This window comes from Verrucomicrobiaceae bacterium (genome assembly GCA_016713035.1).
Taxonomy (GTDB): Bacteria; Verrucomicrobiota; Verrucomicrobiia; order Verrucomicrobiales; family Verrucomicrobiaceae; genus Prosthecobacter.
Window position 1 is genome coordinate 181,804 of the sequence record JADJPW010000014.1, and the last position, 19,583, is coordinate 201,386.

Below are 19,583 nucleotides of genomic sequence, written 5' to 3' on the forward strand. Positions count from 1 at the left end.
GTGAGTCGCAGGGTAAGGAGAAGCAGAGCCGTGGCGGGCGTGGTCATGGTATGGCGAATGAAAGCAGGGGCAGGCCGAAGGTCAAGGTGCGGTAAACAACAAAGCCGGACCTCGCGGTCCGGCTTTGTGGGTGGGTGGGTGGAAGTAGCGTGCTGGAGGCTTACTTCTTCTGAAGGGGAGCCGTTTCGGCACCAGCGGGGACTTTGTCCGCAGGGACGAGCTTCCACAGGGCTCCGCGCTCACTGGTGTAGGGATCGACGGGGCCGCCGTAGTTGGCCGTGGCGTGGGTGAGGTAGAGATTGCCCTCGGAGTCAAAGCCGCTGCCAGTGGGGCGCAGCGGGGTGTCGAGATCGAGGAACTCCTGCATCTGGTATTTGTCGCCTTCTTTGGCGATGCCCCAGACCTTGCCACTGCCCCAGTCGGCGCAGAAGTAGGTGCCTTCGAGGCTCGGATGGGCCTTGCTGCGGCTGACACCGATGTTGATGACGCAGATGCCTTGATCGACGTGGCTGTATTCGGCCACGGGGAGCACGCCGACGCGTGGATTGTCCTTCTCGGTCTCTAGCGGGAAGGTGTGGCTGCCACACATGAATTTCCAGCCGTAGTTCTCGCCGCCTTTGCTGCCCGCAGGCTGCATATTGATCTCTTCCCAGTGGTTTTGACCGATGTCGGCGATCCAGAGGTCGCCGGTCTTCGCGTCAAAGCTGAAGGTCCAGGGATTGCGCAGGCCGTAGGCCCAGATCTCGGGTTTGGCTTTCGGATGGATCTTGGAGAAGGCCAACTCGGTGACGCCAAAGAGGGTCATCTGCTGTGGCAGGGTGATGAAGGGATTGTCCTTCGGCACGCTGTAGTTGCGATCGGGTGTGGTGTTATCCACGTCGATGCGGAGCATCTTGCCCATGTGGGTGTGCAGGTCCTGACCGGCGCTGATGACATCGCCCTCCCAGCCGCCGTCGCCGACGCCGATGTAGAGGTAGCCATCCGGCCCAAAGGCGATCTGGCCGCCGTGGTGATTGCAGTAGGGGAAGTCGAGCTGCATCAGCACTTTGATGCTGTCCATGTCCGCCTGATCGGGCTTGTCCTTCTTCGCCTTTACCTCAGCGATCATGCTGGCTCCATTGAACCACAAGTCGGAGTAGCAGAAGAAGATACGACCGTTCTCATTGAACTTCGGATGGAAGGCGATGCTGAAAAGACCGAGTTCGAGGAAGGAGCTGATGGTCTTGTCCTTGATGTCGAGGAAGGGCTTTCTGTTCACTTTGCCGTCTTTGACGATCTGGATGACTCCAGGACGCTCGGCGACGAACAGGCGGCCGCTGCCATCCGGTGCACCAGCGACGGCGACGGGATCGACGAGGTCGCCCGCGACTTTAACGAGGGCGATTTCAGTTTTGCCAGGCAGTTTGCCGCCGGGCTGGATGGTCTGTGCCATGGAGGCAAAGGGCAGCGCGAGCGCTGTGATCGAGGTCAGGAGTGTGTGAGTCGGTTTCATGGGAAAAAGGAGCCGCGAGGCTATGAAATGACTCATACGGCGGCAAGAGTTAAAATGACGCATCACAAAAACCTTCCATCTGACCACCAGCCTACCCTCTGGCCGCTCTGACATCTCATGATGATACTCGGACAGCCTTCTCCCCTGCCCTAGCGTCCTCCACGCTGAACTTCACCGGCAAAAACTGCTCGATGAGCGCCATGTTCGTCCGCGTGTGATCGGTGATGGCGAGCGTGTGAAACACCCCACCGCCTGAAAGGGCCATGGGCAGAAGGAGCTGATCCGCCAGATGGACGCCCACCGGTGCTGGGGAGGCCAAATAGCTGCGCTGGCCCTTCGCCGCACCGGTGGCGACGGCTTCGGCGGATTTGCCGAGCTGGGCGATGCCGGTGCTGATCTCGCACACGTTCGCAAAGCGGGCACCGAGCAGGATGGCATTGCCGGGGCCTGGGCTGTCGTTCGCGTAGCGGAGGTCGATGTGGTTTTCGGGCCATTCGAGGATCTTGGAGGCGGTCACGATTTCGCGTTTGGCGATCTCGCCGGGCAGATGCGCATGCAGCACGCGGCCAAAAGTCTCCACCGGCTCACCGCGTTCGGTGAGCTTGAGCTTCTTCCACTTCTTGATCGGCCCGATTTCCGCCGTGAGCACGCCACCGCCTGCCTGCATGAAGCCGGGGCGCTCCAGTGTGACCTTAGCATCGACGCCCATGCTCCACAGCACCGGTAGGAAGCATTGCTCGATGAACTCGAACGGCGGTGCCATCGGGTTGTGCGTGCCGCCTTCGATGCGCAGCGTGCTGGAGGCCTCGGCATGAAGCAGCGCGGGCAGAAGCGTCTGCAAAACAAGCGTCGTGCTGCCGCCGGAGCCGATGGCGAACGAGTAATCGCCCGCCGCGACCTTCCCAGGCTGGAAAAAGAGTTCCGTGGAGCCGAGATCGGCCCCTTCGACCTCCGCGCCGCAGACTTCCGCCGCAGCTTTCACGCAGGTCAGATGCTGCCGCATCAGCCCTGGCTTCGGACGCTTCCCGCGAATGTTCGTCATCCGAAACGCCCGCCCCGTGACCAGCGCCAGCGACAACGAAGACCGCAGCAACTGCCCGCCGCCGGATTCGCCGGAGATAGAGAGGATGGAGGTGTGTTTTTCATGGTTGATTCATTCATTGCGGGTTTTTGGGCAGGAGGTTAGAATGCAGGCGTTATGAGCGCGATCACCTTTGAGCTTCCGATCACGGGCCTGCCAGACATTCATCTGGCTGAATGCGGCGCTACAAATCAAGCACCTCGTAAATGTCGCCGGATCCAAGACGGGCGACGGCGGCAGTCCACGATGGCTCTTATCATGACGGCTTCGTTTTCGACGGTGTAGAAGATGGCGAAGGGAAATCGCTTGGAGAGTGCTCGGTGATATTGGCGGTAGGGCCGGAGATGGATGCCTGCGGTGAGATGGAGGCCGTCAATATCGGTATAGAGCTGACGCAGAAAGTAGTCACCGAGGCCAGGCTCCTGCTTCTCGTAGAAACGAAAGCCTGCGATGAGGTCGTCCTTGGCGAGATCGAGAATCTGAATTTTCATCGGACAGCTTCTCGAATTTCCCGTTTCGCGTCCTCCCAGTCGATGAATCTTACGGTGCCTGCGGCGATGGCGGACTCGCGTTCATCGAGCAAGTTTTGCTGCCATGCAGGCACTTCAAGTTCGGCCTCTGAAGCCGCGATATCGTCCCAGAGCGTCTCCATGACGAAGAGCTTCTCTTTAAGCGACATTTGGTGAAGGGCTTGGAGCGAGATCATGGATTTATGGTAGAGGTTTTGAGATTCGATTGCCAATCAAATCTACTCAGCATCAATCATCCGCCTCCGCCGCGTCTTTGATGACGAAGCGGGCCTTCAGTTTGCAGACTTGCTGGGCGAGGCCGGCGGACTCGACGCTGTGGAGGACTTCTTTGAGGTCTTTGTAGGCGTTGGGGGCTTCGTCGATGGGGTATTGGCGGGCGTTGTAGAGGATGTCGTGGGTTTCGAAGTCGGCGTTGACCTCGTTTTGATTGAGATTGCGGGCGGCGGCTTTGCGGCCCATGCAGCGGCCGGCACCGTGGTTGACGCTGAAGCAGCTTTTCACGGCATCGGGCTTCGCGACCATGACGACGGAGCCATCGCGTGGGTTGCCGGGGAGGAGGATCGGGTGACCGGTCGCGGCAAAAGGCGTGTCTTTGAGCGCGTGGTGGCCGCCGGGGAAGGCGCGGGTGGCTCCTTTGCGGTGGACCCAGGCGAGCTGGTCGTTCACGACTTCCTGACGCGCGATGTTGTGGCTGATGAAGTACACGAGCTGCCCTTTCGTGCCGGGAAGCACTTCTTGGAAGGCTTCCAGCACGAGCGCATTGATGAGCATGTGGTTCACGGTGGCGAAGTTCGCCCCGAGCGCCATGTCGTCGAGATAGGCGTCCGCTTCGGGCGTTCCGAGCGGGGCATAGACGAGCTGTTTGTCCTCGGCTGGGAATGCGAGGCCCCAGGTGCGGAAGAAGCCTTCCAGAGCCTTGAACTGGCGCTGCGCGAGGATGTTCCCGAATCCGCGAGATCCGCAGTGGCTGAGGAAGGCGACGTGATTGTCCCGCAGGCCGAAGACCTCGGCGGTGCGGCGCATCTCGGCGTCGTCGGCTAGCTGCACGACCTCGCACTCACCGAAGTGGTTTCCACCACCGTAGGAGCCGAGCTGGGTCATTTTGTTCTCAAAGCCAGGGAAGCCGTTGAAGGCTCGCATTTTGTCGAGGCGCTCGTGCAGCGTGGAGACGTTTCCATCGTGGCCGAGGTGGGCGCTGTCTTCGCAACGCTGCGCCCACTCGGGCGGGATGCCGAGGGCTTCGCACACGCTGCGGCTCGCGCCTTCGGTGCAAACCTGCACGCCGAGATCGGCGGAGACGCGACGGGACTTTTTCGCTTCGCGTTGTCCACGGCCCGCGCCGGTCGGCGTGCGCTCGATGATGGCGTCGATGAGGCGACGGCGAATGGTTTTGTCGATGATTTCATCGGCGGGGATGTCCATCTGGAGCAGCGACATGGAGCACTTGATGTCCACGCCGACGGGTCCTGGATAAATGTGCGTCGGCGAGACCATCACGCAGCCCACCGGCGCTCCGTAACCGCTGTGCGCATCGGGATTGAGCACGAGATCGGTCACGCCCGGAGCCGAGCGGGAGTTCAGCGCCTGCTCGATGCAGGACGGGTCAAAGCCCGCGCGGATCGCCTCCGTCCCGATGACGGTGATGGGCTTTCCCGCGTTGTTGCGGGCGGGGAGGATGGCTTCGGCTTCGCCGGTGATGTGGAAGGGGGAGTTCATTTATGATTTATGACTTTTGATTTATGATTTGGAGAAAAGGCGGTGACGACAAGGATTGATGAAACGTGTTACTCCGCTCTACCGCTGAGCTACGGTCCCGAAGAAATTGGAAAAGGTGGGACCGGAGGGATTCGAACCCCCGACCTGAGGCTCCGTAAGCATGTAGTTCCATCGGCATTCGTCACCATTTGAGGTGATTGGTTTTTGAAAAGAAGGTGGCGACAAGGGTGGAGAGACTTCGCCGCATGGCTGCGGGGCGAGATTTGAACTCGCTGGTTACCAGATGTAGTCCGCTCCGGCATTCGCCAGGATTTGGGGTGATGATTTGAAAGTGGTGATGGCGACAAGGTGATCGAGAAACGTTTCAATTGCTCTACCGACTGAGCTACTGCCGAAGCAGGCAGGGATCGAACCTGCGACCAGTTGAGTTCATGTAGTTCCTCAGGGCATTCGCCATCATTTAGGAAATGGGTGAGAGATGGAGCCTGGTGACAAGGATTGGAGAGACGTGACAGTTTGGAATGTAGTCCGCTCCAGCATTCACCAGGCTCCAAAGGGGGTGTTAAAGTGGGATTTTCTCGATCTGGCCGACCCAGTGGTCGCCGGTGAGTTCACCGCTCGCGAAAGCGGCAATCACCTGAAACACGGAGTCGGAGAAACCGCCGATGTTGAGGATGTCCTCGCGCTCTTTGGCCTGCGTGGTCGCGTATGGCTGGATGTCGAGGCATACGAGACGGGCTTTTGGATTCCGCTGCTTGAACTTCATCCATTCGCTCATCGTGCGCGTGGCGGAGCCACCGAAACGGCCATGCTGAGGCGTGTCCATCCACGACTCGTTATCGGAGACGTAGATCACCAGATCGGCCTGCACCTTGCGGGCATTCAGATCGATGAGCACGGCGCTGCAGTTCGTCCCACCGCAAGGCAGAGACGCGAGCTTCTGCGCGTTCGTCATCACGGAATCACGCGGATTCAGCTTCACACGAACGACATTGGTCTCAAACGGCAGCACGTCGGCATCGCGGTTCTGGCGCAGGAAGGCGGCGGCGACGAGCGCGGCGACATCGATGCAGCGCACCTTGCTCGTGGCACCCTTGCGGACACCAGTCACAGGTGAGTGCATGGAGCCGGACACGTCCGGAGCCACGATCACTTTACCAACCACCACAGGCACATTGGAGACGGCGATCTCCATCGCATCCTGCAGCGCCTCCTTCACCTCGTGCGGCACTTCCGCGCCGACGTTGTGATAAGCGGCCATGAGCTGATACGGGAACACTTTGGCACGACGCACCTGCTCCTCGCTGCGCAGACGGCTGGCGATGAGTCGGGTGATCTCCTTCACGGAGAACACGCCATGACGGGCAAAGGTGTTCAGGTTCATCCTCGTCATCTGCCATGGGGCACGACGCGCGATGGCCTGCCACTGCTCCGCCGTCAAAGGCAGCGCGGTGAGCATCTGGAAGGGCACCTCAGGCGGATTTCCCGCCGGATCGGCCTTCCAGTCCTCGAACTCGCGCACGACACGCGGCAGGGCCGACGCCTCGTGCTTTCGCCCGATGAGATAACCGTAGAGCGCCTCGCGGGTCTTCGTCGCTGGACGCGGATGCACCATTTTCACGATGTCCGCCAGCGATGGCGACTGACCCACGTCTGCGCGGAAGATGGCCTCGTCCGTGCGGGTCTCGAACCAACGACGCACGAGGCGCTTTGGCAGCGAACCGAGGGACTTCCGACCCGTCACGCCGGAGCGCAGGATCTGCACGAAGTTCCGCAGCATCTTGGCGTCATCGATCACTCGATCAAAGATCAGCTCCAGGCGCTCGGCATCCCGGGCGGCCAGCACAGCGCAAAGCAGCGCTGGCACATCCTTCATGAAGCCCTTTTGGCGGCAGTGAAGCGCCGTGCGGGCGATGAAATCGGTCGGGACCTTCTCACACAGCTTCAGCACCTGCTGGAGCTGGTCCTCCGCCGTGGCGTAGTAGGTGCGGTTCAGGCAACCCGTGGCCGCAAACTGCGCCAGAGCCTGACGCGGCGCGAGGGTGTAGGCCCGGCCTCCGGCTTCATTGAAGCTGTCAGCCTTCGGAGCGAGCGCTCCGGCGATGGTTTGGAAGAGAGTTTTGTTTGCCATGTTGGTTTCGGGTGGTTGTTCCCGTGTGCCAATCTCTATTGCTAGTGCCGTGCCAAAACTTGGCACGGAGGGGTCGGATGACGCTGGAAGCCTTGTAAATACAGGGGAAGAAAATTTTACGGGTGTTTTCTTGGCCGTGCCATGACACCAAACAAATCCTGATTGTTTATCTGATAAGCTAGCTAATTATCCAAACTATGGCTTCAGCTAAACCCATCATCACTTTCGGCTTCCTCGGCTCCACGTTGGACCGCGCTCAGGGCGCGGAGCGGTGGTCGAAATGGCGGCCGACGGTGGCGATGTGTCAGCAGGAGGATTTGCTCATTTCGCGGCTCGAGTTGCTCGTGGAGCCGAAGTTTGCCGATCTGGCGAAAAGCGTGGTCGCGGACATCGCGAAGGTTTCGCCGGAGACGGAGGTGGTGGTGCATGAGTTCGCGCTGAAGGACCCGTGGGACTTTCAGGAGGTGTATGAGCGGCTCTACGACTTCGTGCGTGGTTATGATTTCCAGCCGGAGAAGGAGGACTACCTCATCCACCTGACCACGGGCACGCATGTGGCGCAGATTTGCTGGTTCTTGCTCAATGAGGCGAATTTCATCCCGGCGCGGCTGCTGCAAACCTCGCCGTCACGCGAGGGCGGACGCGATGCGAAGGCCTGCGGGCGCTACGAGATTATCGACATCGACCTCTCGAAGTATGACCGGCTCTCAACCCGCTTCGCGCAGGAGCAGGAGCGAACGCTGGATTTCCTGAAAAGCGGCATCGCCACGAAGAGCAAGGGCTTCAACAAGCTCATCGAGCAGATCGAACTCGTCGCCGTGAACTCCAAAGCGCCGATCCTCATCATGGGACCGACCGGCGCGGGCAAATCGATGCTCGCAGGCCGCATCTACGACCTGCGACGCTCACGGGCCGGTTTGAGCGGTCGATTCGTCGAAGTGAACTGCGCCACGTTGCGTGGCGATCAGGCGATGTCGGCCCTGTTTGGCCACAAACGCGGCTCGTTCACGGGTGCGCAGTCGGACCGGCCGGGTTTGCTCAAAGAGGCGGACAAAGGGCTGATTTTCCTCGATGAGATCGGCGAACTCGGGCTCGACGAGCAGGCGATGCTGCTGCGTGCGCTCGAAGACAAAACCTTTCTGCCGCTGGGCAGCGACAAGGCCGTGCAGAGCGACTTTCAGCTCATCGCGGGCACAAATCGCGACCTGCGGGCGCAGGTGGCTGCGGGCAAGTTCCGTGATGATTTGCTCGCTCGCATCAACCTGTGGACCTTCACGCTGCCGAGCCTCGCGGAGCGACGGGAAGACATCGCGGCGAATCTGGATTTCGAGCTGGAGCGATATGCGAAGGCGCACCGGCGGCAGGTGAGGATGAACAAAGAAGCGCGGGAGGCATTTTTAAAATTCGCGAAAGGCCCGGAGGCGAAGTGGAATGCGAATTTTCGCGATTTGAACGCGGCGGTGACGCGGATGGCCACGCTGGCTCCGAAGGGGCGCATCACGGTGGAGTGCGTGGAGGCGGAGGTGGGGCGATTGCGGGAGGGGTGGCGGGAGATGGGCCGAGAAGTGTTTTGTTCTCAGTTCTCAGTGCTTAGCGATGAGCTGGATCCGTTTGACCGCGTGCAGCTTGAATTTGTGATCAAGACCTGCCGCGAGTCGAAGACGCTGTCGGATGCGGGGCGGAAGCTGTTTGCGGTATCGCGGACGAAGCGCTCAAAGATGAACGATGCGGACAGGCTCAAGAAGTACCTGAAGCGCTTCAAGCTGACTTGGGAGCAGGTTTCGGCCATTCCTTGAGACAAGTTTCAAGGAATGGCACGAAAATTAGGGCTCTAGGTCGAGGAGCTGACTTTTTCGAGCATCGCGTCGATTTCTGCCTCTTCGGCATCTGGAGTGCGCTCGGCGGCAGAGAATTTGAGGCGCTTGAGCTCGGCATCATGGCTGATGGTGACAGTGTCTCCTTCGCGGATGTCCTCACGCAGCATGTGTTCGGCGAGTGGATCCTCGATGTTCTTCTCCACGGCCCGGCGCATCGGACGAGCACCGTATTGTGGATCGTAGCCTTCTTTGATGAGGAACTCGCGAGCACTGTCGTCGAGCAGGAGGGTGATCTGGCGCTTGGCGAGGCGGGCAAAGACCTTTTTGACTTCGAGATCGACGATTTGGCTGAGTTCTGCCTTTTCCAGCATGCGGAAGACGACGAGATCATCCAGACGGTTGAGGAACTCGGGCTTGAAGAACTTCTTCGCGGCCTCGTGGATCTTGCCTTTGATGCCTTCGTTGTCGGCGCTGTCCTGCTGCATGGCCATGAAGCCGAGGCTGGTCTGGCGCTTGATCTGCTCGGCACCGACATTGGAGGTCAAAATGACGATGGTGTTACGGAAGTCGATTTTGCGGCCGAAATTGTCTGTGACGACGCCTTCTTCCAAAATCTGGAGGAGGAGGTGCATGACGTCTGGATGGGCTTTTTCGACTTCATCGAACAAGACGACGCTGTAGGGCTTCCGGCGCACGGCTTCGGAGAGCTGACCGCCTTCTTCATAGCCGACGTATCCTGGAGGCGCACCAATCAAGCGGCTGGCGGTGTGCTTCTCCATGTACTCGGACATGTCGATCTGGATGAGGGCATCTGCGGTGCCGAACATGAACTCCGCGAGGTTTTTGGCGAGGAAGGTCTTACCCACGCCGGTAGGGCCGAGGAAGAGGAAGCTGCCGATAGGGCGACGCGGGTCTTTGAGATCGGCACGGGAGCGGCGGAGGGCTTTGGAGATGGCGATGACGGCTTCGTCCTGGCCGATGACCTTGCCTTTGAGCTCGGATTCCATTTTGAGGAGCTTCTGCGCCTCTGCGGTTTCCATGCGCTGGAGTGGCACGCCGGTCCATTTGGAGACGACGGACATGATGTCGTCCTCGCTGACATCGACGATGCGCTCCTGGCTATTCACACGCCAGTTGTCCATGACTTCTTCAAAGCGCTTTTTGGCGTTCTTTTCGCGGTCACGCAGGCGGGCGGCTTGCTCGAAGTCCTGTTCTTTGATGGAGACTTCTTTGCCGACGCGGATGTCTTCGATCTCAGCCTCGATGCCTTTGAGCTCGGTGGGGCGAGTCATGGCGGCGATGCGGGCCTTGGAACCAGCTTCGTCCATGATGTCGATGGCTTTATCAGGAAGGAAGCGGGAGGTGAGATAGCGGCTGCTGAGGTTTACCGCAGCTTTGATAGCATCATCGGAGTAGCGGGCCTTGTGATGGATCTCGTATTTGCCGCGCAGGCCGAGGAGGATTTTGATGGCGTCCTCGACGGTGGGTTCTTCCACTTTCACCTGCTGGAAGCGGCGCTCCAGGGCGCTGTCTTTTTCGATGTGCTTGCGGAATTCATTGAGCGTGGTGGCACCGATGCACTGGAGCTCACCACGGCTGAGGGCGGGCTTGATGATGTTGGAGACATCGAGCGCACCTTCTGCGCCGCCAGCGCCGACCATGGTGTGCATTTCGTCGATGAAGAGGATGACGTTTTTCGCCTTCCGAATCTCATCCATGACGGCTTTGATGCGCTCTTCAAACTGGCCACGGTATTTGGTGCCTGCGACCATGAGTGCGAGGTCGAGGGTGATGACACGCTTGTCACGGAGGATTTCCGGTACGACGCCGCTGGCGATTTCTTGAGCCAGACCCTCGACGATGGCGGTTTTGCCGACGCCGGCCTCACCAATGAGCACCGGATTGTTTTTCTGCCTGCGGCAGAGGATCTGGATGACGCGGGCGATTTCTTCCGTGCGGCCGATGACGGGGTCCATTTCGCCTTTCTGGGCGATTTCGGTCAGATCACGGCCAAAGGCCTTCAGCGCGGGTGTTTTGTCGCCTTTGCTTTTCTTTTCAGTAGGGGCACCACCTGGGGTGACGGCTTGTTTGCCTTCATCCTCATCGTCCTCGTCCTGCTTGGTGTTGGTGAAGTTGGGATCGAGCTCGCGGAGGATTTCGCTGCGTGCTTTATCGAGATTCACTTCGAGATTTTTCAAAACCTGGGCGGCGACGCCATCTCCCTCACGCAGGAGTCCGAGGAGGATGTGCTCCGTGCCGACGTAGCTGTGATTGAGTGCCTTTGCCTCCTTGGAGGCGAGAGCGAGCACTTTTTTCACACGCGGGGTGTAGGGGATGTTGCCGACCATCTTTGTCTCTGGGCCAGAGCCGACCTGCTGCTCGACCTGGAGGCGGACGGTTTCGAGATCGAGCTTCAGTTTGGTGAGGACATTGACCGCGACACCCTGACCGAGCTTGATGAGGCCGAGTAACAGGTGCTCCGTGCCCACGTAATTGTGGTTGAAGCGGTCAGCTTCTTTACGAGCGAGCGCCAGCACCTGCTGTGCGCGGGGGGTGAAGTTATTCATCATAGATGGGAAAGGGGGCGGATTGGTTTTCCAGGAGTATCTGGCGAAACGTTAAGTGGTCGGGAAATGGAATGCAACCTCTCCACGGGGGATTTTCGTTCCCGGGCTGTGCTGACAGTTAGCAGATGATAAAAATCTGCCGCTCACGCACGCCGCTGCATCACCCGCAGCAGCTCACGTCCCTGCCGGCTTGGGTAGCCTGTTTCGGGCACATAATTTTCGATAATTTCAAAGCTGGGGGCAAAGAGCACGGCCAGTTCATCAGGCGTGATGCCAAAGGGCGGCCCGGTCTCGCCAGGATCGAGCTCTGGATTGATGAACCAGATGCCAATGAGCAGTCCACCAGGGCGTAGTAGCCGCGCCATCGCATCACGATACTGTACACGCAGATCTGGGGTCAAAGCGCAGAGGCAGGTATGCTCTACGACAGCGTCATAGTGACCTTCGTGCTGAAAAAGATCCTCGCAGACGAAGCGCTCCGCGAGCTGGGGGTAGAGCTGGCGAGCGCGGCTGATGGCCGTGGGGGCGATGTCTAGCCCTACGGCATCCAGGCCCAGTGTGGCGAGATGCGCCACATCATGCCCCAATCCGCAGCCTGGAACGAGCACGCGACCGGTGATCGTATGGCGCGTGAACCATTCCGCCAGCGGCGGAGAGGGCTCTCCACGGTCCCACGGAGTGAATTCATCGACGTAGGCCTGCTCCCAACTGGTAATCTGCATCTTCGCGAAGGGTGGTGTGTGAGGTGGTGGAATCGGAGGATCAATCCTCGTCCACGCTGCCGTCACCGCCATTGGCCACGTCCAGTGCACGCATCATCGCGTCCATGAACTCCTGTGCGGCCTCGATGGGTAGGATGATCGTGTCGCGTCGTCCGCGCACGTCCTCGGTGATTTTGATGAATCGACCGCGGTCGTTCTCTTTGAGGTCCAGGAAGAATATCTTCCTGTCCGTCACGATTTTTTCCGAATGCAGCGGCGGATTATGCGGCCGCCGTTCTTCATCTGATTCAAAGTTCCTCATGCCAGTGTTGTTTTAGCCTGCCAGGCTGCGGCACCGCGCCGCTGGGTATCTCCTGGAAGTCAGCCTGAGTGTAGGAACCTGCGTTCTCCTTGTCAATGCCTGTCTCGCAAGGCATTCTCCGCCCGTCATGCTGAATAAAATCTGGGCCGTCCTCCTTTTCATCGGAATCATCGTCGCGGGTATCACCGGGCACATCTCTGGCACAGGCAGCGTGGTCGATGAGGCGGCGAAGGCGGCTGAAAAGGCCGTGATGGGCATCGCCCTGCCCCTGGCGGGCATGATGATGTTTTGGCTCGGTGTGCTGCGCCTGATGGAGAAAGGCGGCGTGCTGAGTGCGGTGGTGCGCACTTTCCGCCCGGTGCTGCGTAGGCTCTTTCCTGATGTGCCGCCAGAGCATCCGGCGATGGGCGCGATGGTGATGAATCTCTCTGCGAACATGCTCGGACTCTCCAACAACGCCACGCCGATGGGCCTCAAAGCCATGGGGCACCTCCAGGAGCTCAATGTTCAAAAGCAGAGCCCCAGCAACACGATGGTCACCTTCCTCGCGCTGAACACTGCCGGCTTCACGCTCATCCCGATCACCGCGATGAATTTCCTCAATGCCGCTGGTATCAGCAATAGCTACCGCGTCATCATCCCCACAATCCTCGCGACGGCATGCACCAGCACCACCGCGGTGATCGCCGCACGCTTCTTCCAGCGCATGCCCCGCTTTGCGCAGACGACCGATGCACCTGAGGCCCCAGATGCTGTGGGAGTGCCATCCGCCAGCGCCAGCGGCATCTCCCGGCGGGCCAAAGGATGGCTCGGCCTGCTCACGGTGCTCTTTATCGGCATCTCTGCGTTGGAGCTAGGCCCACGGCACTGGCGGCCGGATTTCCTGGCGAAAACAGGCCTGCAAAGCGTGATCCAGAACTCCGAAAAGCATCAAGCTGAAGCGGCACGCATCATGGCCGAGAAAAAGGCTGCGGCTGCTACGGCACAACAAACCAGCGCCAGCGTGCCAAGCGGGGTCTCCCTCTGGCGCCGCACGATGGATGGTGCCTCTGGACTCGCCATCCCCGCGATTCTACTCGCGGCCGTGGGCCTCGCCTGGGCACGAGGAGTGCCGGTGTATGAGGAATTCGTCGAAGGAGCCAAAGAGGGCTTCCAGGTCGCTGTGCGCATCATGCCCTACCTCGTCGCCATGCTCTCGGTGCTCGGCATTTTGCGTGCGAGTGGTGCCTTTTTATTGCTGGAGCATCTTTTGGCGCCGCTACTCACGCTACTGGGTTTCCCGGTGGAGCTGCTCTCTCTAGCGCTCATGCGACCACTCAGTGGATCGGGTGCTCAGGGCCTGCTGACAGAGATCCTGACCCGCGCAGACCTGTCCGAGTCGGTGAAGCTGACGGCGGCTATCCTTTATGGCTCCACAGAGACGACTTTCTATGTGCTAACCGTGTACTTCGGCAGTGTCGGCATCCGCCGTTTTCGCCATGCCTTACTCGCGGGCCTCACAGCTGACTTCGTCGGCATGGTCGCCGCGATCGGCTTTGGGCGGTTACTCTTCGCTTGAGCTTGTTCCTTGTAGAATCGGCTTCCCAGGCGTAGAACAAGGCATCTGCGGCTCTGCCGCCTGTTCTTTTCCATCCTCTTCCACCCGCGTGAACCAATTCCTGCGGTGTTCGTCATCGAACTTTGTGGCCCGGCCCGTTTCAAACCATCGGGAGCTACGCAATCGGAGTGTCATGTCATGCCTTCACTGGAAGACAGCGCACCGGACCTGCGGGCCCCCACCTGGACCTCATGGGATACGTGAGCCCGCTGACCTCGGACGGCACAGGTGGGTTTGAAAGCGTCCAAGCTCCGCCTTGGGCGCTTTCTCTTTTGGTGGGGGATGTATTGAATTCCGCGTTTTATGCGGCATCGAAGACTTGTGTCTGAAATGCCCGCTAAACCCAAACGCCGTTGGCTAAAATGGCTCCTGCGCCTGTTTTTCGCCGGAGTCGTACTTTTAGTGCTCGCGGGCCTCTTCCATGCAGCGCTGCTGCGGGCCATTTTGCAGCATGGTGGGCCCAGAGGGGCCGATTTCGCAGGGGTGAAGCTAAAATGGCAAGTCGATGGCTCCGTCACCGGAGATGTGAAGCTCACAAACATCACCGCCAGTGGCCTGATGATCGAAAAAGCGACCATCGACGAATTTTCCGCCGAGTATGACGTGCAGGCGCAGACGACAGACATCCTGCGGCGCATCACGCTGAAGCAAGTCGATGCCGTAATCGACCTGCGGAAGCTCCCACCTGCCAAAACACCCACAGAGCCCAAAAAGGCCTCCACCGGCAAGCCGCCGCCTCTCGTATGGCCGAAGGTGATCGACATCGAAAACGTCAGCGCCATCGTCACTCTCGCGAATGGTAAGGTGCTGACTATACGCGGCCTCACGCTGCGTGTCGGCGAGGGCATGCCGGGCGTGTTTGAGTGCGCGGAGTTCAGGTTAGAGCCGGGTGATCTGCATGTGGCGGATGTCAAAGCCGCCGTGCAGTGGGGAGACCGTGAGCTGACCATCTCAGGCCTCGATCTACCGTATGGAGCCAACTTGAATGGCCTCAAGCTCGATCTACGCGACTGGGCGAACGATGCCGCCAGTGTGAAACTGGACGCCGGACTCGGAAAAGCCGCCGTAGCCGTGGAGGCGCTGGCGAAGGGCATCTTCGCCGACACTATGCAGACGAAAGCAGATGTGAAAGTGACTCACTTCACCTCCAATGACTGGAAGATGCCGCCAGGCGTCACTTTCGGCCCTGTGAATGCTGAGGTGCATGCCGAAGGCGATCCGATGAAACCGATGGCAATGCGTGTGCAAGGCAACGTAGCCGTAGCTGATGTGAAAGCAGCTGGGGCACTGCTCGACAGCGTCACCGCGAGCTTCACCGTCCAAGACGGCCTCGCAAAGATCAGCGATGCCAAGATGCTCCGAGGCTCGAATGAGGTGACTCTGGTGGCAGAGTCCAGATTGGCCGCAGAGGTGATGAAGTCCCCCTGGACGGCTCAGGTAAAATCCAAGCTCGCCGATGTAGCGCAGCTCCTGGTGAAGCCACCGCCAGTGAAAGGCCTGATCGAGCTCACCGCGACTGCCGAAGGCCTCGGCACCACGCCGACAAAGGCCCAAGCACATGTCGATGGCCGTGATTTGAGCTTTGAAAAATACACACTGCCAAAACTGGCCGTGGATGTGTCGCTGGATGGCAAAGCCGCAAAAATAAGCGTGCCTGCATTGATGCTAGGCCAGGGCAATCGCATCGACTTGAATGCTGCGATGACAATGGACGATGCCATGCCTGTCACAGCAGATTGGCAGATTCAAGTCGATGATCCTGCATTGCTCATGAAGACAGTGAACCTGCCACCTCTGCCGCAGCCAGTGACAGCAAAGCTGACTTCGAGCGGCAAGGCATCCCTCAAAGTGAATGATCCGATGAACGCAGATGCCGACTTCACGCTGAGCGTGAAAGACGGGCGCTATGGCGATGCACCGCTGCCTCTCATCGAGGTGAAAGCCCTCATTTCCCAAGGCGCGGCCACTTTGGAGTCCTGCCGCGTGACGGTGGATGCGCGGAATCGTGTCGATTTGAAGGGCAAGGCTGCATTGAAGGCTCCGTGGGCATTTGCGGTGGATGGCGTGATCGAGATGCCAGAGCTCAAGACGCTAAACACGCTGCTCGCAGCCTTCCAGGCTCCTCCGCTGGAAAATGGCGGCGTGATGGCCCGGCTCGATGTGCATGGTGATGCCAGCCCCTGGCGCGGTGAAGGCGCGGTGACACTGAATGCCACTAAAGTAAAAATCGCCAGCATGCCTGAGGCTGCGGATGTGGATCTAAAGACCACCTTTGCGGGCAAGACCGCGACGATCGAGTCGATGCAGGCCGTGCTGGGGCCGTGGAAGCTGCTGACCAAAGGCGTGGTGAACGACCAACAGGCAGATATGAGCGAACTGAGCCTCTGGCAAAAAGACCGGAAACTCCTGAGTGGTCGCGCCAAGGCATCGCACGATCTGCGCACGCTGGATGTGCTACTGCGTGCGAAAGAACTACCCGTGCATGAGATCGCCGCCGCTGCTGGCGTGAAGGACATCCCGCCAGCCATTTTGAGCACAGAGATCACGGTGCTCGGGCTCGAAGACGCGAAGGTGCAACTTAAAGTGCGGGACGTGAAAGCTCCCGGCATGCCAAAGAGCTTTGCTCCGACTCAAGTGGATGTTTTGACGACGCTGAAGGGCGGCAAGCTCGTGGTGGATGCCCAGGTGGATCAGAAGCCGCTAAAGCCGCTTTTGCTGAAAGCTGAATCTCCGGTAGTGGTGGCCGATTTGATGAAAAAACCGGCTCTGGCGGCTGATTTGCCCATCAAGGCCACTTTGGACATGGCGGAGAGTGATCTGGGCTTTCTGAGGGATTTTGCCCCGGAGGTGCTGAAGGCCATTCCGGCCAAAATGCGGCTCAATGCCAAGGTGGGAGGCACCGTGAAAGCGCCGCTCATCGATTCAGCTCTCGATGTCGATGTGGCAGAAGTCAGCTTTGTGAGTGCGGACATGCCAAGCGTGCGAGATGTGAAGGTGAGAGTGCGCACCCATGATCGCAAAGCGACACTGGAAGACATCTCCGCACTGCTGGCAGGTGGCCGAGTGAAGCTCGGCGGCACAGTGGACGCCGCGAAGATGGATGACCCGCGTTTTGACCTGAAATTGATGGCTCGGGAGGCCCTGGTGTTTCGCAATCCCACCTCCAGCCTGCGTGCGAATGCAGATATCGCCTGTGTGGGCTCGCTGAAGGCGGCCCGCGTGAGTGGCCTGGTCGAAGCGGTGCGTGGACGCATTTTCCAAGAGGTGAATCTGCTGCCAAATGTGATGAGCGTGGTGAAACAAAGTGAGCCCCTGCCTCCACCACCGCCCTCGACCTCCAAGATCGTGCAAAAGGTGGAGCTCCCGCCGCTGCTCAAAGACTGGACTTTTGATCTGAAGATCAAAACGCATGACCCCGTGCTGCTAGCTGGGAATTTGGTGAATGGAGCCATCTCCGCCGATATGAAGCTCGGTGGCACGGGGGCCAAGCCAATCCTGACAGGTTTTGCGAATGTGGACCGCCTGCTGGTGAAGCTGCCCTTCAGTCTGCTGAAGATCACCAAAGGCGTGGTCACGATGAATCCAGAGAATCCCTTCGCTCCGAAGCTGGATGTGCGCGGTGAGTCACGCGTAGGCAGCACGGACATCTCGCTCTTCGTCTATGGCGATGCGACAAATCCCAAAACACGCTTCACCAGCACACCGCCGATGAGTGAGGCAGATATCGTCACACTGATCGGCACCGGCATGACTCTGGGTGGTGATAATGCACAGATGGCGAGCGAGGCGATGGCACGCGCTGCCTTCCTGGTGATCTCAGAGACCTATCGAAAGCTCTTCAACAAAGAAAAGAAAGTCAGCGATGAGCCTCCGAAGCTGCACCTGAGCATGAATCCCAGCGGCGGAGACCGCGCAAATGACAGCATGCAGGCCATGTATGAACTGACGCCGAAACTGCGCTTCACAGGCCGCTTCACCCAGAGTGGGCGGATGAAGGCCCTCCTGGGCTATGTGCTGCGCTTTGGCAAAGCGGCGAGAGCCATGGAGGAAGAAAATCCACCCCAAGTGGTCACTCCAGCAGCCCCCGAGCGATCACAGAGTCCACCGGATTGAGATCATCCGTGAAGGCGACTGGTGCCGGACGCGGCAGTGTGCCGGATGGCACCCAGCGGCTGGTGAGTCGCTGCTGCCAAGAGCCTTGTACCAAATACCGGTCTGAGATCCTCGGGCGCAAATCCTGCTTGGAGCACAGCAGGATCACATTTTGCGTCTCGTCTGGCTTATAACCAGCGCCGAAGACTTGTACGTTGGGGAAGACGCCGGAGAGTGTCTTGAGCATGCCGGCAGTGAGCTCGGACTGCCGCCCATTCACGCTGGCGATGATGTTCATGATAAAAACTCCCTCTGGCAGCATATGATCCGCCACCTGCTGGAAGAACTCTTGCGTCGCCAAATGAGCAGGGATGGCGTGGCGGCCATTGTAGGCATCTCCAAAAATGAGGTCCCACTTTTTTCACCCGCATCATGGAGAAAGCGCCGCGCATCCGCCGCATGGGCCGTGACCTGCGGATATTCACCCAGCCGGAAAAAACGCCTCCCCACCTCGATCACCTGCGGATCGATCTCGACCACATCCACTTTCGCCTGCGGGAAATCCCGCGCCACATTCTCTGGCATCCCGAAGGCACCCGCTCCGATAAAAAGTGCGCTCTCCACCTTCTCCGACTCACGCAACAGCGCCAACTTCCAGTATTCCTGGTAGGGCAAGATCAACTCACCCGTGTCCACATTCATCCCGCCTTCCTGCGTCGAGTCGAGCATCAAAAAGCGCCGGGTGAAAGGCTTCTTCCCCTCCTCGATGACTCGGATATGGTGGTAGAACGATTCATTTTCATAGACTGTCCCAGCGATGGGTGCTGGCTGTGACTTCCATCCGAAAAACGCCGCTACTAGGCCACTAAGCACGATCGGTGCCTGCTGCTTCAGCGCATTCCGCGCCATCACAAACGCTGCCACCGCGAGCAGCAGCAGCAGCAAGCCAGTGGTGATGAAGATGCTCTTCACCCCAAAATTCGGCAGCAAATAGAATCCCGAGAGGAATGTGCCTGCAAAGCTGCCCAATGATCCCAGCATGCTAATCGTCCCCGCTGAGGCCCCTACATGGCTGTCTTTATCTGCCAGGCTGTAAAACCGCACACTCGCAGGCGAAACGGCACCTAGTAGCACCCCCGGCACTGCAAAAAGCAAAAGCGAGATCAGCACAGGCCCCGAAATGACACCTCCGCTGCTCAGGCGCAGACTGAAAGCAGTGTGCAGAGCCGGAATAAACAGAATCAGCACCGCAGCACCCGCCATCAACCAACCGATCAGATCCAGCGCCATCTTCCGATCCGATAACCACCCTCCAAGATACCCCCCGGCACTAAAGGCCACTAATATGACTCCAATCAGTGCTGTGGAGGTATAGACCGTGTTCCCAAAGTAAGGTGCCAGTAGCCGGAAGGCACTGATTTCCACAATCATAATGGCCGCCCCCGCCAAAAAGCACACGAGACCGAGGAACAACCTCGTGGAGCGTGTGGAAGGAGAGGATGTAGAAGGAGCAGTAGCAGGCGGGGACATGATTCTC

General features: G+C 59.2%; 14 protein-coding genes. 3 read left to right on the forward strand and 11 right to left on the reverse strand.

Annotation, left to right across the window (positions count from 1 at the left end):
* Positions 1 to 160 precede the first annotated feature (160 nt).
* The 6 genes from IPK32_25080 to IPK32_25105 all read right to left on the reverse strand — a co-directional run bounded on the left by IPK32_25080 (position 161) and on the right by IPK32_25105 (position 6,950).
* The gene (locus tag IPK32_25080; GenBank protein ID MBK8095154.1) at positions 161 to 1,492 is read right to left on the reverse strand and encodes a PQQ-dependent sugar dehydrogenase; all 1,332 of its coding nucleotides are present in this window, start codon (positions 1,490 to 1,492) and stop codon (positions 161 to 163) included.
* Between the two features lie 115 nt (positions 1,493 to 1,607).
* Positions 1,608 to 2,621: an RNA 3'-terminal phosphate cyclase gene (locus tag IPK32_25085; GenBank protein ID MBK8095155.1), complete on the reverse strand. Its 1,014-nt coding sequence runs from the start codon at positions 2,619 to 2,621 to the stop codon at positions 1,608 to 1,610.
* A 143-nt stretch (positions 2,622 to 2,764) separates the two neighbouring features.
* Positions 2,765 to 3,064: a type II toxin-antitoxin system RelE/ParE family toxin gene (locus IPK32_25090; protein ID MBK8095156.1), complete on the reverse strand. Its 300-nt coding sequence runs from the start codon at positions 3,062 to 3,064 to the stop codon at positions 2,765 to 2,767.
* Entirely contained in the window at positions 3,061 to 3,279 is a 219-nt protein-coding gene (locus tag IPK32_25095; protein MBK8095157.1) for an addiction module protein, read from the reverse strand. Before IPK32_25095 ends, IPK32_25090 begins: the two co-directional genes overlap by 4 nt.
* 52 nt (positions 3,280 to 3,331) lie before the next feature.
* Positions 3,332 to 4,819, reverse strand: coding sequence for an RtcB family protein (locus IPK32_25100; protein ID MBK8095158.1), 1,488 nt, complete (start codon positions 4,817 to 4,819; stop codon positions 3,332 to 3,334).
* Between the two features lie 562 nt (positions 4,820 to 5,381).
* Complete coding sequence (locus IPK32_25105; protein ID MBK8095159.1) at positions 5,382 to 6,950, reverse strand: TROVE domain-containing protein; 1,569 nt, start codon at positions 6,948 to 6,950, stop codon at positions 5,382 to 5,384.
* Positions 6,951 to 7,147: 197 nt separating this feature from the next.
* Here IPK32_25105 and IPK32_25110 point away from each other — a divergent pair, with 197 nt between their 5' ends.
* Positions 7,148 to 8,746 (forward strand): sigma 54-interacting transcriptional regulator, encoded by a 1,599-nt coding sequence (locus tag IPK32_25110; protein ID MBK8095160.1) that lies wholly within the window; start codon positions 7,148 to 7,150, stop codon positions 8,744 to 8,746.
* 35 nt (positions 8,747 to 8,781) lie between these two features.
* On the opposite strand, the gene IPK32_25115 is transcribed toward IPK32_25110, so the two are convergent.
* The 3 genes from IPK32_25115 to IPK32_25125 all read right to left on the reverse strand — a co-directional run bounded on the left by IPK32_25115 (position 8,782) and on the right by IPK32_25125 (position 12,357).
* The gene (locus IPK32_25115; protein MBK8095161.1) at positions 8,782 to 11,334 is read right to left on the reverse strand and encodes an ATP-dependent Clp protease ATP-binding subunit; all 2,553 of its coding nucleotides are present in this window, start codon (positions 11,332 to 11,334) and stop codon (positions 8,782 to 8,784) included.
* A 143-nt stretch (positions 11,335 to 11,477) separates the two neighbouring features.
* Positions 11,478 to 12,056, reverse strand: a complete 579-nt coding sequence (locus IPK32_25120; protein ID MBK8095162.1) for a methyltransferase domain-containing protein — start codon at positions 12,054 to 12,056, stop codon at positions 11,478 to 11,480.
* A 40-nt stretch (positions 12,057 to 12,096) separates the two neighbouring features.
* Entirely contained in the window at positions 12,097 to 12,357 is a 261-nt protein-coding gene (locus tag IPK32_25125; protein ID MBK8095163.1) for a DNA-binding protein, read from the reverse strand.
* Positions 12,358 to 12,484: 127 nt separating this feature from the next.
* Between IPK32_25125 and IPK32_25130 the strand changes: the two genes are divergently transcribed.
* Both IPK32_25130 and IPK32_25135 read left to right on the forward strand, forming a co-directional pair.
* Positions 12,485 to 13,915, forward strand: coding sequence for a nucleoside recognition protein (locus tag IPK32_25130; GenBank protein ID MBK8095164.1), 1,431 nt, complete (start codon positions 12,485 to 12,487; stop codon positions 13,913 to 13,915).
* 369 nt (positions 13,916 to 14,284) lie between these two features.
* Positions 14,285 to 18,067 (forward strand): translocation/assembly module TamB domain-containing protein, encoded by a 3,783-nt coding sequence (locus IPK32_25135; GenBank protein ID MBK8095165.1) that lies wholly within the window; start codon positions 14,285 to 14,287, stop codon positions 18,065 to 18,067.
* Here IPK32_25135 and IPK32_25140 read toward each other — a convergent pair.
* On the reverse strand, positions 18,024 to 18,452 hold the full coding sequence (locus tag IPK32_25140; GenBank protein MBK8095166.1) for a fused MFS/spermidine synthase: 429 nt from the start codon (positions 18,450 to 18,452) through the stop codon (positions 18,024 to 18,026). The genes IPK32_25135 and IPK32_25140 overlap by 44 nt on opposite strands.
* Positions 18,341 to 19,576, reverse strand: coding sequence for a fused MFS/spermidine synthase (locus IPK32_25145; GenBank protein ID MBK8095167.1), 1,236 nt, complete (start codon positions 19,574 to 19,576; stop codon positions 18,341 to 18,343). The genes IPK32_25140 and IPK32_25145 overlap by 112 nt, the downstream gene beginning before the upstream one ends.
* Positions 19,577 to 19,583: the final 7 nt, after the last annotated feature.